We start from the raw sequence: 14,385 nt of genomic DNA on the forward strand, positions 1-14,385 counted from the left end.
ATAGTGGCAATTGCCGAAAACAGTGCACATCCGTACACTGCGCCACCTTTTGTCCCGGTGGGGCCTGAAAATGCTGTTCGTGTTTCGTATGTTATTGATGGGCCTGCACTTTATTCTGGCCGGCGTGCTCGGAGTGATTCTCGGGATCTGCCGCCCGTTCAATCCGGACAACAGCCGACTGTGCGCCCGCCTCTACGCGCTGCCGGCAATGTGTATTTTGCGTTTACGGGTGAAGTCCGATGTCAGTGGATTGATGAACAAACCTGACAGCTGCGTGATCATCGCCAACCATCAGTCCAACTATGACTTGTTCGTGTTCGGCAACGTAGTGCCGCGTCGTACCGTGTGCATTGGCAAGAAGAGCCTCAAGTGGGTTCCGTTGTTCGGGCAATTGTTCTGGTTGGCCGGCAATGTGTTGATCGACCGTGGCAATGCGCACAAGGCGCGCCAGTCGATGCTCACCACTACCAATACCTTGCAGAACGAAGACACCTCGATCTGGGTGTTCCCGGAAGGCACGCGCAATCTCGGCGAAGAATTGCTGCCCTTCAAAAAAGGCGCGTTCCAGATGGCGATTGCCGCCGGTGTGCCGATCGTTCCGGTTTGCGTCAGCAGCTACATCAAGCACATGCGCCTGAATCGCTGGCGCAGCGGGAAAATCCTCATACGCTCGCTGCCGGCGATTCCTACAGTCGGATTGACCATGGATGACATGCCCATGCTCATCCATCAGTGCCGCGAGCAGATGCGCGAGTGCATTGAATCGATGGACCGGCAACTGCAAGCCGCCTAAGAAGACAACCCGCCCTGTGCGGGTTTTCTTTTGCCCGGTGAACTGTACAGATTTCACTGACTCTCAAGCAGCGACACGGCTAAGCTGAAGCCTTGTATTCCCTGCCACCTGCCAAGAAGAAGTGAATCACCACCATGGGTCGAGTTGTTGCTGCTGCGGTATACAGCGCAGGCAAGAAAGTCACCAATATTACCCTCGACGAAGGCGCCGCCTGGGCCGCGAAAACCGGTCACTTTGTCTGGATCGGTCTGGAAGAGCCGGACGCTCAGGAGCTGTCCAATCTGCAACGTCAGTTCAACCTGCACGAACTGGCCATTGAAGACGCCCTGGAAAAACACAGTCGGCCGAAGCTGGAAACCTTTGGCGACGCTTTGTTTATCGTCACCTACTCGCCCATCCGCGAACACGGCGTTCTGCAGTTCATCGAAACGCACATCTTTGCCGGCAAGGGCTACATCATCACGGCACGTAACGGTCACTCGGCGTCCTACGCCCATGTCCGCCAACGTTGTGAGGCACGCCCGCTCTTGCTGGAACACGGGGAAGATTTCGTACTGTATGCGCTGCTCGATTTCGTCATCGAGAACTACCAACCGGTGGGCGAAGCCATTCATGCCGAAATCGATGAACTGGAACGCAACGTGTTGTGTAGCGCGTTGAACGAGCGTGACATCCAGAAGCTGCATGGCTTGCGCCGCGATGTCGTGCGCCTGCGCCGGTACGCGGCGCCGATGGTCGAAATTGGCGAGGAACTGCAGAAGCTGAGCTTCCCGTTTATCGACAAGAACATGCGCCCGTACTTCCGCGATGTGCAGATCCACGTAACCCGGCAGATGGAAGACCTGAGCACACTGGCCGATATCGCTAGCCAGACCATCGAGATCGGTGTGTTGCTCGAGGCTTCAAGGCAAAGCGTGGTGCAGCGCAAGTTTGCTGCCTGGGCGGCGATTCTGGCGTTTCCGACGGCAGTGGCGGGGATTTACGGGATGAACTTCCAGAACATGCCGGAACTGAGTTGGCACTATGGCTACTTCGGTGTGCTGGGGTTTATTACGGTGGGATGCGTGAGTTTGTGGGCGAGCTTCAAGAAGTCCGGGTGGTTGTAGAGCGGACCGAGTTGTCTGGAACATTCGCGAGCAGGCTCGCTCCCGCATTGATCGGTGGCGCACCGAAAATCTGATGTGGGAGCGAGCCTGCTCGCGAAGCTTTTGGCCTTAGACAGTTTCTGGCTTGTGCGCGACAAACCGCATCATCCATTCCGCAACCGTAGCGCCATGGTGTTCCTGCTCCAGACTGGCTACGCCTTTGCTGTAGATCTGCGAACCCAACGCTTCCTGACGCAGATCCAGCAGCGCACGCGAGTAATCGTGGATGAATTCCGGGTGGCCCTGGAAGCACAACACCTGATCGTTGATGTGGTAAGCCGCAAACGGGCAAAAATCGCTGGAAGCAATCACCGTGGCGTTTTCCGGCAGCGCTGTGACCTGATCCTGGTGACTGATCAGCAGTGTCAGTTCCTCACGCACCGGGCTCATCCACGGCGCCTTGGCCGCGAGTTTGTAGTTATGGGTGCCGACACCCCAACCTTGCGTGGCGCGCTCACTCTTGCCGCCGAGCAGCAGCGCCAGCAGTTGATGGCCGAAGCACACGCCGAGCAGTTTGTCGCCGCGCTCGTAACGCGTCAGCAGGTATTGCTTGAGGGTCTGAATCCACGGATCAGTGCCGAACGAATCGGCCTTGCTGCCGGTGACCAGATACGCGTCGAACGTCTGGTCGTCGCTCGGGTATTGGCCCTGCATCACGTTGTAGACGGTGAACTCGGCGGCAATCGGTTGCTGCGAGAACAGGCGCTGAAACATCTGCCCGTAACCCTGATATTGATCGACCAGTTCCGGACGCAGGATGTCGGTTTCCAGAATGCAGATGCGTAGCGACATAAAAAATACCTGACACGTGATGGGAATAATGAACACCCCAGAGCCTGCCCTGAAACACCTTGGCAAGGCAAGCCCTGGAATGCTCGTTGCCGTTAGAACATTTCACCTTTCGCTGCTTTATCCAGCAGCAGCGCGGGCGGCGCAAAACGCTCGCCATATTGCTCAGCCAGATACTGCGCGCGAGCGACGAAATCTTTCACCCCGTATTGGTTGATGAACTGCAACGCACCGCCGGTCCACGGCGCAAACCCGATACCGAAAATCGAGCCGACGTTGGCATCCGCTGTCGAGGTCAGCACGCCCTCTTCCACACAGCGCACGGTTTCAATGGCTTGTACAAATAGCAGCCGATCACGCACATCCTTGGGCGAAATCTGCCCGTCGGTTTTCTCGAATCGCGTCTTCAGTTCGGGCCACAAATGTTTCTGTGCACCGCTTGGGTAATCGTAAAAACCGCCACCCGCCGCTTTGCCCGGACGCTTGTATTCGTTGAGCAGCAAGTCAATCACGGCAAAGGCCGGGTGCTCAATCAGCGGTTTCCCTTCTGCCTGTAGGTCCTTGGCTGTTTGCTGACGGATATGGCTCATCAGGCTGAGGGAAACTTCGTCAGAGATCGCCAGAGGTCCGACCGGCATCCCGGCTTTGCGCGCTTCGGTCTCGATCATCGGCGCACTCACGCCCTCGCCGACCATGGCAATACCTTCGTTGGTGAAGGTGCCGAACACCCGCGAAGTGAAGAAGCCGCGACTGTCGTTGACGACGATCGGGGTTTTCTTGATTTGCACAACGAAATCGAAACCGCGCGCGAGGGTTTCATCGCTGGTCTGCGCGCCCTTGATGATTTCCACCAGCGGCATTTTTTCCACCGGACTGAAGAAGTGCAGGCCGATGAATTTGCTTTGATCCGGTACGGCAGCCGCCAGACCGGTGATCGGCAACGTCGACGTGTTGGAGGCGATGACCGCTTCGGCGCCAACAACTCGCTGGGCTGCAGCAGAGACCCTGGCCTTGAGGTCGCGGTCTTCGAACACCGCTTCGATGATCAGATCGCAACCCGCGAGGTCGGCATCATTTTCGGACGGCTTGATCCGCGCCAACACCTCATCACGCTTTGAAGCATCCATCTGTCCGCGAGAGACTTTCTTGTCCAGCAACGCGGCAGAGTGTGCTTTGCCTTTTTCGGCAGCAGCCAGATTGACGTCCTTGAGCACCACTTCAATACCCGCCGAAGCACTGACAAACGCAATACCCGCGCCCATCATTCCTGCGCCAAGCACGCCGAGCTTCTGCGTCTTGTAAGGCGCAAAGCCCTGCGGCCGCGAACCACCGGCGTTGATCTCATTGAGTTGAAACCAGAACGTGCCGATCAGGTTTTTCGAAATCTGCCCGGTGGTCAGTTCGGTGAAGTAACGGGTTTCGATCAAGTGCGCGGTATCAAAATCGACTTGAGCGCCCTCCACCGCCGCGCAGAGGATCTTTTCCGGCGCCGGCATCGTCCCTTGAGTCTTGCTGCGCAAAATCGACGGTGCAATTGCCAGCATCTGCGCGACTTTCGGGTTCGACGGCGTGCCGCCCGGAATCTGATAACCCTTCACGTCCCATCGCTGCACCGCTGTCGGGTTGGCCACGATCCAGGCTCGTGCTTTGGCCAGCAACTCATCGCGATCCGCTGCGAGTTCATCGATCAGCCCCGCCTGCAATGCCTGTTGCGGCCGCACCTTCTTGCCTTCAAGCAAATAAGGCAGCGCTTTCTCGATGCCGAGCATGCGCACCATGCGCACCACCCCGCCGCCGCCCGGCAACAGGCCGAGGGTCACTTCCGGCAGACCGAGTTGCACCGATGCATCCTCCAAAGCCACGCGGTGATGACAGGCAAGGCAGATTTCCCAACCACCGCCCAGCGCCGCACCGTTGATCGCCGCAACCACCGGTTTGCCGAGGGTTTCCAGGGTGCGCAACTGCGCTTTGAGGGTCAGCACCATGTCATAGAAGGCTTTGGCTTCAGGCTTGCCGACCTTGATCAGTTCGTTGAGGTCACCGCCGGCAAAGAAGGTTTTCTTCGCTGAGGTGATGATGACCCCGGCAATCTGGTCTTTTTCAGTCACCAAGCGTGCAACGCAGGCGGCCATGGCCTCACGGTACACGGCGTTCATGGTATTGGCGCTCTGGCCCGGCATGTCGATGGTCAGCACGACGATGGCGTCCTGGCCTTTTTCGTAACGGATGGCTTCGCTCATAACAAGGTTCCTTGAATTCGGGGCTCAGAGGCGTTCGATGATGGTGGCAATGCCCATGCCGCCACCGACGCACAGCGTCGCCAGGCCATAGCGCAGGCGCCGCGCTTCCAGTTCATCGAGCAGCGTTCCGAGGATCGCGCAACCGGTGGCGCCCAGCGGATGCCCCATGGCGATCGAGCCGCCGTTGACGTTGACCTTGTCCGGGTCGACGGCCATGTCCTTGATGAACTTCAGCACCACCGAGGCAAACGCCTCGTTGACCTCGAACAGGTCGATGTCTTCAACGCGCAACCCGGCCTTGGCCAGTGCCTTGCGCGTCGCCGGTGCCGGGCCGGTGAGCATGATGGTCGGATCAGTGCTGGTGACCGCCGTGGCGACAATGCGCGCCCGGGGTTGCAACCCCAGCGCCCGGCCTTTGGCTTCGGAGCCGATCAGCATCAGTGCAGCACCGTCGACGATCCCGGAGCTGTTGCCCGGTGTATGTACATGATTGATTCGTTCGACATGGCTGTAGACCCGCAACGCCGTGGCGTCGAAACCCATCTGGCCGATCATTTCAAAACTCGGCTTGAGCTTGCCCAAGCCTTCAAGGGTCGATTCAGCGCGGATGAACTCATCGTGGTCGAGCAGGATGATGCCGTTCTGATCCTGCACCGACACCAACGACTTGTTGAACGAACCGTCAGCCCGCGCCCGTGCGGCTTTCTGCTGCGAGTGCAGCGCGTAGGCATCGACGTCGTGACGACTGAAACCCTCAAGCGTAGCGATCAGGTCGGCACCGACGCCTTGCGGAGTGAAATGACTGTGCAGATTAGTCTGCGGATCGAGCGCCCAGGCGCCGCCGTCGCTGCCCATCTGCACCCGCGACATCGACTCGACACCGCCGACCACCACCAGATCTTCGAAACCCGAGCGTACTTTCATCGCGCCGAGGTTGACCGCTTCCAGGCCCGAGGCGCAAAAGCGGTTGATCTGCACACCGGCAACGCTGACATCCCAATCGGCCACTTGCACAGCGGTTTTGGCAATGTCCGAGCCTTGATCGCCAATCGGCGTGACGCAGCCGAGCACCACGTCATCGACCTGACTGGTATCGAGCGAGGTGCGTTCTTGCAGCGCGGTCAGCAGACCGGCAACCAGATTCACCGGTTTGACGCTGTGCAAGGCGCCATCGGCCTTGCCTCTGCCACGGGGCGTGCGTAACGCATCGAATATCAAAGCTTGGGTCATGACGTCCTCGAACCTGTGCGGGGAGTGATTGCTTGTGTCCCCACTCTTGGCCCGAGCGGCAATGGATTCAATGACCACAGTGCTCAATGCGCTTGACCCACACGCTCAGACGGACGGTCATTAACTGTCAGGTGAACCGGTTCAGGTCGGCGAGTTGTCTAGCCAGCGGGCGGCAAAGAAGCTGGCAATAAGCCTCATGCCTTTTTTATCGCACATGGCAAGCGCTCCATATGAAATGGATCTAAGCCAAGCGTGACGTGGCCCCTAATGTAGAACATGTACGTCAGGGTCGTCGGGTTTTGCCGAGGCAGACGTTCTTCAACAGGAAGTGCAGCGCTTGCCGTCATGGATATGCAGGCAAGCATCAGGAAATAACAATAAAGGCGGTCAAGCCATGTTCAAGCAACCGAAAGTTCGTCAAGCAGGACTCATTCTTTTCGCCACGACGCTGTTGTTGATTTTGCCGAATCTGACCAAGGTCATCGGCTGAATCGAGCGGCAGGTGCTGTTTATCGCCACTGAAAATGTGACTGGCCCGCTACCCGGGCCAGCGTGGCTGTGCCAACCTTGGCGCACTCCCACGACATGGACGGCGACCATTTGAAAGCGCTTATTGTGTTCGGGGCCATGCTGCTGAGCATGCCCTTGTCTGCCGCACAGTTGGATCTGCAACTGGGCGCAAGCAGCCGCACCTGGCAGACAGAGGCATTGCTCAAGCATCCTCAGGTACAAACCCTCACCATCAAAAACGATGTGTCCTACAAGAAGGACATGACCTATCGCGCCGTGCCCGTGGCTGCGCTGCTGACCGGGATCAAACCGCAAGATCACCTGCAAGCGGTGGCACTGGACGGCTTTGCCGCCGAGTTGGCTGCAGCGCCGCTGCTCAATTCAAAAGGCGCACGGGCCTGGCTGGCCATTGAGGATCCGGCTCAGCCCTGGCCAGCGCTGTCTGAGGGCAAGCACAGCGCCGGGCCGTTCTATCTGGTCTGGACCGATCCGCAGGCCGGCAATATCAGCCCGGAGCAATGGCCATTCCAGGTCGCGAGCATCAAGCGCATGGCACCCGTGGCCGAACGCTTCCCGGCCCTGCTACCGGATCCTGCGTTGAAGGCGAATGACCCGGTGAATCTGGGGTTTGCGCTGTTTCAGAAGAACTGTCTGGCGTGTCACCGGTTAAACGGCGCGGGGGACGCGCAATTCGGGCCGGACCTGAACATTCCGTATAACCCGACCGAGTATTTCGGCGTGGATTTCTTGAAGCGTTACATTCGCGATCCGCAGAGTCTGCGGCAGTGGCCGCAGGCGAAGATGCCGGGGTTTTCGGTAGAGGTTTTGCCGGAGGGGGATTTGGAAATGCTTGTGGGGTATCTCCAGCACATGGCCGGACGCAAAGTTAAGCCCTGAGCACATTTCCTTGTAGGAATGAGCCTGCTCGCGATAGCGGAGTGTCAGACACTGATAATTCAACTGTCAGACCGCTATCGCGAGCAGGCTCACTCCTACAAGGGTTTTGTGTGAGCCCGTTACTGTTGCTGGACGGAGATGATCGGCGTCGGCGAGACGAACACCTTCGCATGCATCTGCTCACACCCACCGCCACGGCGCATGCCGCGTACCGGGCAGGCATCCAGATAATCCAGACCCACCGCCAGCTTCAAATGCCGTTCCGGCCGCGCCAGCTCATTGGTCACGTCAAAGCTGTACCAGGCGTCATCCAGCCATGCTTCCGCCCAGGCATGGCTGGCCAGATGCTCGCAATCCTCGCTGTACAGATACCCCGACACATAACGCGACGGAATCCCGAGACTGCGCGCGCAGGCCAAAAATGCGTGAGCGTGATCCTGACAAACCCCGGCACGCCCGGCGAAAGCTTCCGCCGCGCTGGTGTCTACTTCGGTCGAACCGGGCGTGTAGGTCATGTGCTGATTCAAACCGTGCATCAAATCAATCAGCGCCGTGCGATCGCGCCGTTGCTTGCAGGACTTTTCGGCAAACGCGCGCAAGGCCTCGTCCGCCTCGGTCAACCGGGTAAAACGCAGAAACGGCAACGCCGACTGGCTCTCATGCTCCGCCTCGCGCAGCTCATCGATATCGACCTGCCCGCGCGCGCCGATGATGATCGCTTCGTGCGGCTCGTCCATGGTCAGCACGTGCAGAATATTGCCGAACGGATCGAGCTGCGCGCGCACCGGGCGCGGCAGATCGAGTTGCCAGCTCAACACGTGCTGACGCTCGCTGTCGTGGGGGGTCAGTCGCAGGTACTGGATGCTCGCCCGCACCTGATCTTCGTAGTGATAGGTGGTCTCGTGGCTAATGGAAAGTCTCATGCAGCCTCCAAGTAGGAACTGTGAATGGCGTTACCCAACTGGCGCACCAGCGGGATGAATTCGGTCAGCCAGGCGTGCAGGCCTTCCTCGAGAATTTCGTTGATGCCGGTGTAGCGCAGGCGCGCATCCATCTCTGCCGCCAGACGTTGAGCCGGACGGCCATTGGCGCCGGGCAGTTGCGCGAGGATCTGATCGATCTCTTCGGTGCAGGCACGCAGTGAACGCGGTACGTCGGCACGCAACAGCAGCAACTCGGCGACATGTCTGGCGCCCGGCGCATCGCGGTAGATTTCGGTGTAGGCCTCGAATGACGACAAGGCACGCAGCAAGGCACTCCACTGGTAATAGGCGTGGGCCGTGCCGTCGCTGACCGCTTCGGCCTGATCGCCAGCCATTTCGTAACGGGCATCGAGCAGTCGCAAGGTGTTGTCCGCACGCTCGATAAACGTCCCGAGACGAATAAAACGAAACGCATCGTTGCGCATGATTGTGCCGTACGACGCACCACGGAACAGGTGCGAACGTTCCTTGATCCACTCGCAGAAACGGCTCATGCCATAGCGACTGAGACCCTGTTCGGCGATTCCGCGAATCTCCAGCCACGTCGCATTGATGTTCTCCCACATGTCCGCCGTGATGCGTCCGCGAACCGCGTGTGCACTGGCTCGCGCCGCACCGAGGCAACTGTAGATGCTCGCCGGATTGGCCGCATCGAGGGCGAAGAAGTGCAGCAGCCGTTCGGCATGCAACGCGCCGTGACGCTCCAGGTAATCGTCGAGGGTGCCGGTAATCAGCAGCGGCATGGCCAATTCGTGCAGACCATCACCGCGACCGTCCTGCGGCATCAGCGACAGCGAATAACTGATGTCGAGCATCCGTGCGAGGTTTTCCGCCCGCTCCAGGTAACGCGACATCCAATACAGATCCGAGGCAGTTCTACTTAACATGGCAAGCTTCCTTCAATCCTCGACCACCCAGGTGTCCTTGGTACCGCCGCCCTGGGAGGAATTCACCACCAGGGAGCCTTCACGCAGTGCCACACGGGTCAAACCACCGGGCACCACGCGGGTTTCGCGCCCGGACAAGACAAACGGGCGCAAGTCGATATGGCGCGGCGCAATGCCGTTTTCGACAAAGGTCGGACAGGTCGACAGCGACAGCGTCGGTTGCGCGATGTACGCATGGGGCTTGGCCTTGATGCGTTCGCGGAAGGCATCGATTTCCGCTTTCGTCGATGCCGGCCCCACCAACATCCCGTACCCGCCGGACCCCTGAGTTTCCTTGACCACCAGATCTGGAAGATTGGCCAGCACATGGGAAAGTTCAGACGGGTTGCGGCACTGCCAGGTCGGCACGTTCTTCAGGATCGGCTCTTCATCGAGGTAGAAACGGATCATGTCGGTGACAAACGGGTATACCGATTTGTCGTCCGCCACACCGGTGCCGATGGCGTTGGCCAGCACCACGTTGCCAGAGCGATAGGACGACAGCAGCCCCGGCACGCCGAGCATCGAGTCGGGATTGAACGCCAGCGGATCGAGGAACGCGTCGTCGAGGCGGCGGTAGATCACGTCCACCGCTTTCGGGCCGTCGGTGGTGCGCATGAAGACCTTGTCGTCACGCACAAACAGGTCCGCACCCTCGACCAGTTCAACGCCCATTTCCCGCGCGAGAAACGCGTGCTCGAAGAATGCACTGTTGAAGCGCCCCGGTGTCAGCACCACCACGCTTGGGTCATCAATCGGGCTGGAGCTTTTAAGGGTGTCGAGCAACAGGTTCGGGTAATGATCGATCGGTGCGATGCGCTGGGCGGCGAACAGCTCCGGGAACAGGCGCATCATCATCTTGCGGTCTTCGAGCATGTAGCTGACGCCGCTCGGCGTACGCAGGTTGTCTTCGAGCACGTAATAGGTGCCGTCGCCGTCGCGCACCAGATCGACGCCGGAGATGTGCGAATAGATATCGCGGTGCAGATCCAGGCCTTGCATCGCCAACTGGTATTGCTCGTTGGCCAGCACCTGTTCGGCGGGAATGATCCCGGCCTTGATAATGCGCTGCTCGTGATAGAGGTCGGCGAGGAACATGTTCAACGCCTTGACCCGCTGGATGCAGCCACGCTCGACGATCCGCCACTCACTGGCAGGGATGCTGCGCGGGATGGTGTCGAAAGGAATCAGGCGCTCAGTGCCCTGCTCGTCGCCATAGAGCGTGAACGTGATGCCGGCGCGATGGAACAGCAGATCGGCCTCGCGTCGCCGCTGGGCCAGCAGTTCGTCTGGCGTATCGGCCAGCCAGCGGGCGAACTCCCGATAATGCGGGCGAACCTGGCCGCCGGCATCGTACATCTCATCAAAATAGGTGCGGATCATGCCGTACTCCTTGTCACCCGGACATACAGGCCTTCGCAAGGCCCGTGCCATCGGCATAAACGCTTTGATTTCAATCGGTTGGAAATACACGCCGCAGGCACCGCACCATTCCTGTGCGGCAATTGCCCCAACCGGATTGCCCCCGCTTCATTGCGACGCACTGCATCGCCTATCACCAGCATAGTCAGAGTTGATTTCACTGCCCGGCGCTGCCTGCGGATAATCCGCGCATTCGCTGCAAAACTTCGCCGACTACAACGTCACGAAGCGCCCAGCTCAACTGATTGGGGTTGCCTCGGCAGCCCGCCCCGCTGTAACCCTGACCGGTTTCCTCTCCTTATCGGTCTTCCCTTTTAGCCACCCTCTCCGGTGGCTTTTTTTTGCCTCGGTTTCTTGTTTCAGGGTTTTGCCAGAGCATTTCGCTTACGCCGGAAATGACAACGGCCAACCCGAAGGTCAGCCGTTGTTCAACAAATGAAACCAGAGATCAGTTCAAACGGTGGCGGTTGCGCACCTCCTGTTTCACACCCCAGCCTTCGATAATGCCGCCCAGAGGTTCAACCACGGCAGAGAATCCCTGCTCAAAGTCGCCAATATCGTCATACGTCGCGTACATCACTTTGCTTAATTCCAGCGCCCACGCACCGTCATCACGCACGCTGACCTGGGCATTGATGGATTCACCGCGAAATTTGCCTGCCGCCCTGCGCGCCCGCTCCTCGTCCGGGAAAATGGCGTAGAACTCGATGGGATGGAATCGGGAAAAATCGAAACCGCCTTCTTTCATGCGGCGCAGAACATTGCTGCTGATGTCTTCTTGATAGGCTGTGCTCATGAATCGTCCCCCTCGCATAGATGGATAGACTTTCCGTATTCCCGCCCCGGGCCTTTGGCCAAAGTACTACGGCAACGTGGTTGCACGCGGGAACAAGCATGTAGCTGACAAGACCAGACCTTAGCGATCCGTTCGCTGATCTCGCTTGCAGAGTAGCCCCAAGTTAGAGCTGCTGCCAAGGCCTGGTGTGAAAGGTGACAGGAAGAATGTCAGATGGGAGTGATGCTGCGGATCTCAATGCTGTTCTGGGTTTTCAGACTTTTCACGCCAGCATCGGCGGTACGCCCTTCCAGATCGTTCAGGTCCAGTTCGGCGGCGACGGGCAGAAGCCGTGCCTTGATCAATCGAGCGGCCTCATCGTCACTGGGGCATTCCGCGCGCTCGAACACCTCATCGACAATTTCACCATGATCGTCCACGAAAGTGACTTTCCACTTTTGCATCGGTGCCTCCTCGATCAAACCCGCAAATGGGCTTACACCTATCTCGACTGTATGCGCCGAAAGTTGGTTCAAAAGGATTACAGCGGACAAAGATGAAAAAAACGACATTTACTGTAGGAGTGAGCCTGCTCGCGATAGCGATTTCTCATCCAACGCTGATGTTGGTAGACAAACCGTAATCGCGAGCAGGCTCACTCCTACAAAGACTTGCAGCGATTATTCAGTCGTTGCTTGGCTTGTTGATCGCCTGCAGCACGTACTGCGGCAAGGCGAACGCGCCGATGTGGATTTCCGGGTTGTAGTAGCGGGTGACGATACCGCTGCCAATGAAGCGCTGTTGCAGGGTTTCACGGCTCAGCTTGCGGTAAGCCGGGTTGGTCGAGCCCCAGGCGAAAGTCATCGAGCCACCGATGTAGGTCGGTACGGCCGCCTGGTAGAAGTGCCAGTCCGGGAACAAGCTGTTCAGGCGACCGGCGGTGGTTTTCACTTCGTCGATCTGCATGAACGGCGTGCCGTTCTGGGTCACGAGGATGCCGCCCTCGTTCAGGCAACGATGGCAGGCCTGATAGAAGTTTTCCGAGAACAGCACTTCACCCGGGCCGATCGGATCGGTGGAGTCGGAGATGATCACGTCAAATTTTTCCGTGGTAGTGGCGACGAAACGCATGCCGTCGTCGATCACCAGGTTCAGACGTGGATCGTCGTAGGCGCCGCTGGAGTGGTTCGGCAGGAACTCTTTGCACATGTCGACCACGGTGCCGTCGATCTCGACCATGGTGATGTGCTCGACACCGGCGTGCTTGGTCACTTCGCGCAGCATACCGCCGTCACCGCCACCGATGATCAACACGCGCTTGGCGCTGCCGTGGGCGAGGATCGGCACGTGAGTGAGCATTTCGTGGTAGATGAATTCGTCGGCTTCGGTGGTCTGAATCACGCCGTCCAGTGCCATGACACGGCCCATGCGCGGGTTCTGGAAGATCACCAGGTGCTGGTGTTCGGTGCGCACTTCGTGCAGCAGTTTTTCCATGCGAAAACGCTGGCCGTAGCCTTCGTAGAGGGTTTCCAGGTACTCGCTGGTTTGGGTAACGGTCATGGTCAAGTGCTCCGATGAATGCGCGGGCGTCAATCGTGGGGACGATTGCCCGGGAAAGGCGCGCATTCTACGTTGCCGAAGATGACAGGTCGAACCTCACTTCATCGGCCCACCACAATCCTTGTGGGAGCTGGCTTGCCAGCGATAGGGTCAACTCGGTTCATCAGTGACACCGCAGTGATCCTATCGCTGGCAAGCCAGCTCCCACAGGTTTTGGGATGCTCACGAAGTTTGTGGCTAGATCCGCACGTTGCCGCGTGGTCCGGCGATTGCCCAGATGATCAGGCCCAGTACCGGCAGGAGGATGATCAGCAGCACCCAGACGATTTTCATCCCGGTGGTCGCGCCGCTTTTCAACACGTTGATGATGGCCCAGATGTCGAGGGCAAGGATGATCAGGCCAATCAGACCGTTGAACGTGGAACCCATGGTGTCGCTCCAGAATAGTGGCATGCACTTTTAGGATAGACGGTCGCGCGCAGGGTTCCCTTTTATTGCACTCAGACGTGAACGGCGATCTTCAACGCTTCGAGCGATGGCGCGGCGGCGATGCCGACTTCGGCGCACAGTTCTAGCACCCGTGGCACGTCGTTGCCGAAGACCAGCACCATTTGCAGTTCGTCGTCGAGCAACTGGCTGAAGTTCATCAGCGTGTAGCCGCCGTTTTCCTTGTTCATGCTGCTCATCTGCACCTGGATGCGGTTGAGTGCGACCAGCGCTTCGGTCTTGGCCAGTTGCTTGGGCTTGAGGTTGAAATCCACACCCGGACCGAACGAGGCGACGATCTGCGCGAACAGGTCAACGTAGGTGTCAGCCTGGAACAGCACGGTTTCCGGCAGGCTGCCGACGACGACCCACTCACCCAACGGGATCGGGAAGGTGTCGTCATAGTTGATGTCCGGGTTGGCGGTCAGAAAAGCACCGGCATCGGCGTAGGCTTGCGCGGCTTCATCGGCCACTTTCAGGATCTCGTCCTCGCCCATGCAGCCGGAGCTGATTTTGCTGATGAGTTCAACGAGTGCGGCTTTCATGAGGGCGGATCCTGTGGAAGGTGAAATTTGAGGGCGCGGAGGATAGCGCACAAAGCAAAAGATCGCAGCCTTCGGCAGTTCCCT

14 protein-coding genes are annotated in these 14,385 nt (G+C 58.7%); 3 read left to right on the forward strand and 11 right to left on the reverse strand.

Going from position 1 to position 14,385, the window contains the following annotated elements; translation table 11 throughout:
* The first annotated feature begins 70 nt into the window (after positions 1-70).
* On the forward strand, positions 71-793 hold the full coding sequence (locus ACM6IN_RS25960) for a lysophospholipid acyltransferase family protein (protein ID WP_095114354.1): 723 nt from the start codon (positions 71-73) through the stop codon (positions 791-793).
* 134 nt (positions 794-927) lie between these two features.
* Positions 928-1,899: a magnesium and cobalt transport protein CorA gene (locus ACM6IN_RS25965; protein WP_007914072.1), complete on the forward strand. Its 972-nt coding sequence runs from the start codon at positions 928-930 to the stop codon at positions 1,897-1,899.
* A 108-nt stretch (positions 1,900-2,007) separates the two neighbouring features.
* Here ACM6IN_RS25965 and ACM6IN_RS25970 read toward each other — a convergent pair whose 3' ends face one another.
* The 3 genes from ACM6IN_RS25970 to ACM6IN_RS25980 form a co-directional block, all read right to left on the reverse strand.
* Complete coding sequence (locus ACM6IN_RS25970) at positions 2,008-2,730, reverse strand: amidotransferase (RefSeq protein ID WP_007914071.1); 723 nt, start codon at positions 2,728-2,730, stop codon at positions 2,008-2,010.
* Positions 2,731-2,822: 92 nt separating this feature from the next.
* Positions 2,823-4,967 carry a 3-hydroxyacyl-CoA dehydrogenase NAD-binding domain-containing protein gene (locus tag ACM6IN_RS25975; RefSeq protein WP_095114353.1) on the reverse strand — a complete coding sequence of 715 codons (2,145 nt, stop codon included), beginning with the start codon at positions 4,965-4,967 and terminating at the stop codon, positions 2,823-2,825.
* Between the two features lie 24 nt (positions 4,968-4,991).
* Positions 4,992-6,197, reverse strand: a complete 1,206-nt coding sequence (locus ACM6IN_RS25980; RefSeq protein WP_414916955.1) for an acetyl-CoA C-acetyltransferase — start codon at positions 6,195-6,197, stop codon at positions 4,992-4,994.
* A 585-nt stretch (positions 6,198-6,782) separates the two neighbouring features.
* On the opposite strand from ACM6IN_RS25980, the gene ACM6IN_RS25985 reads away from it, so the two are divergent.
* Positions 6,783-7,604, forward strand: a complete 822-nt coding sequence (locus ACM6IN_RS25985; protein ID WP_007914067.1) for a c-type cytochrome — start codon at positions 6,783-6,785, stop codon at positions 7,602-7,604.
* A gap of 119 nt (positions 7,605-7,723) precedes the next feature.
* Here ACM6IN_RS25985 and ACM6IN_RS25990 read toward each other — a convergent pair whose 3' ends face one another.
* The 8 genes from ACM6IN_RS25990 to ACM6IN_RS26025 form a co-directional block, all read right to left on the reverse strand.
* Positions 7,724-8,527 (reverse strand): transglutaminase family protein, encoded by an 804-nt coding sequence (locus ACM6IN_RS25990; RefSeq protein ID WP_007914065.1) that lies wholly within the window; start codon positions 8,525-8,527, stop codon positions 7,724-7,726.
* On the reverse strand, positions 8,524-9,474 hold the full coding sequence (locus ACM6IN_RS25995) for an alpha-E domain-containing protein (protein WP_007914063.1): 951 nt from the start codon (positions 9,472-9,474) through the stop codon (positions 8,524-8,526). The genes ACM6IN_RS25990 and ACM6IN_RS25995 overlap by 4 nt, the downstream gene beginning before the upstream one ends.
* A gap of 12 nt (positions 9,475-9,486) precedes the next feature.
* On the reverse strand, positions 9,487-10,896 hold the full coding sequence (locus ACM6IN_RS26000; RefSeq protein ID WP_007914061.1) for a circularly permuted type 2 ATP-grasp protein: 1,410 nt from the start codon (positions 10,894-10,896) through the stop codon (positions 9,487-9,489).
* Between the two features lie 487 nt (positions 10,897-11,383).
* Positions 11,384-11,731 carry a ribonuclease E inhibitor RraB gene (locus tag ACM6IN_RS26005; protein ID WP_007914059.1) on the reverse strand — a complete coding sequence of 116 codons (348 nt, stop codon included), beginning with the start codon at positions 11,729-11,731 and terminating at the stop codon, positions 11,384-11,386.
* Positions 11,732-11,940: 209 nt separating this feature from the next.
* Positions 11,941-12,174, reverse strand: a complete 234-nt coding sequence (locus ACM6IN_RS26010; RefSeq protein WP_007914057.1) for a hypothetical protein — start codon at positions 12,172-12,174, stop codon at positions 11,941-11,943.
* Between the two features lie 220 nt (positions 12,175-12,394).
* The gene (gene speE, locus ACM6IN_RS26015; RefSeq protein ID WP_007914055.1) at positions 12,395-13,270 is read right to left on the reverse strand and encodes a polyamine aminopropyltransferase; all 876 of its coding nucleotides are present in this window, start codon (positions 13,268-13,270) and stop codon (positions 12,395-12,397) included.
* Positions 13,271-13,507: 237 nt separating this feature from the next.
* The gene (locus ACM6IN_RS26020; protein WP_007914053.1) at positions 13,508-13,699 is read right to left on the reverse strand and encodes a PLDc N-terminal domain-containing protein; all 192 of its coding nucleotides are present in this window, start codon (positions 13,697-13,699) and stop codon (positions 13,508-13,510) included.
* A gap of 71 nt (positions 13,700-13,770) precedes the next feature.
* Positions 13,771-14,301 (reverse strand): hypothetical protein, encoded by a 531-nt coding sequence (locus ACM6IN_RS26025; RefSeq protein WP_007914051.1) that lies wholly within the window; start codon positions 14,299-14,301, stop codon positions 13,771-13,773.
* Positions 14,302-14,385: the final 84 nt, after the last annotated feature.

Source organism: Pseudomonas sp. IT-P395 (genome assembly GCF_949767675.1).
Classification (GTDB): domain Bacteria; phylum Pseudomonadota; class Gammaproteobacteria; order Pseudomonadales; family Pseudomonadaceae; genus Aquipseudomonas.

What these genes read in the sequence shown, in the direction of transcription:
- ACM6IN_RS25965 (WP_007914072.1), top strand. Translation starts at nt 928, where the DNA reads ATGGGTCGAGTTGTTGCTGCTGCGGTATACAGCGCAGGCAAGAAAGTC.
- ACM6IN_RS25980 (WP_414916955.1), bottom strand. Translation starts at nt 6,197, where the DNA reads ATGACCCAAGCTTTGATATTCGATGCGTTACGCACGCCCCGTGGCAGA.
- speE (WP_007914055.1), bottom strand. Translation starts at nt 13,270, where the DNA reads ATGACCGTTACCCAAACCAGCGAGTACCTGGAAACCCTCTACGAAGGC.
- ACM6IN_RS25990 (WP_007914065.1), bottom strand. Translation starts at nt 8,527, where the DNA reads ATGAGACTTTCCATTAGCCACGAGACCACCTATCACTACGAAGATCAG.
- ACM6IN_RS25960 (WP_095114354.1), top strand. Translation starts at nt 71, where the DNA reads ATGCTGTTCGTGTTTCGTATGTTATTGATGGGCCTGCACTTTATTCTG.
- ACM6IN_RS26025 (WP_007914051.1), bottom strand. Translation starts at nt 14,301, where the DNA reads ATGAAAGCCGCACTCGTTGAACTCATCAGCAAAATCAGCTCCGGCTGC.
- ACM6IN_RS26010 (WP_007914057.1), bottom strand. Translation starts at nt 12,174, where the DNA reads ATGCAAAAGTGGAAAGTCACTTTCGTGGACGATCATGGTGAAATTGTC.
- ACM6IN_RS25975 (WP_095114353.1), bottom strand. Translation starts at nt 4,967, where the DNA reads ATGAGCGAAGCCATCCGTTACGAAAAAGGCCAGGACGCCATCGTCGTG.
- ACM6IN_RS26020 (WP_007914053.1), bottom strand. Translation starts at nt 13,699, where the DNA reads ATGGGTTCCACGTTCAACGGTCTGATTGGCCTGATCATCCTTGCCCTC.
- ACM6IN_RS26000 (WP_007914061.1), bottom strand. Translation starts at nt 10,896, where the DNA reads ATGATCCGCACCTATTTTGATGAGATGTACGATGCCGGCGGCCAGGTT.
- ACM6IN_RS25985 (WP_007914067.1), top strand. Translation starts at nt 6,783, where the DNA reads ATGGACGGCGACCATTTGAAAGCGCTTATTGTGTTCGGGGCCATGCTG.
- ACM6IN_RS25995 (WP_007914063.1), bottom strand. Translation starts at nt 9,474, where the DNA reads ATGTTAAGTAGAACTGCCTCGGATCTGTATTGGATGTCGCGTTACCTG.
- ACM6IN_RS25970 (WP_007914071.1), bottom strand. Translation starts at nt 2,730, where the DNA reads ATGTCGCTACGCATCTGCATTCTGGAAACCGACATCCTGCGTCCGGAA.
- ACM6IN_RS26005 (WP_007914059.1), bottom strand. Translation starts at nt 11,731, where the DNA reads ATGAGCACAGCCTATCAAGAAGACATCAGCAGCAATGTTCTGCGCCGC.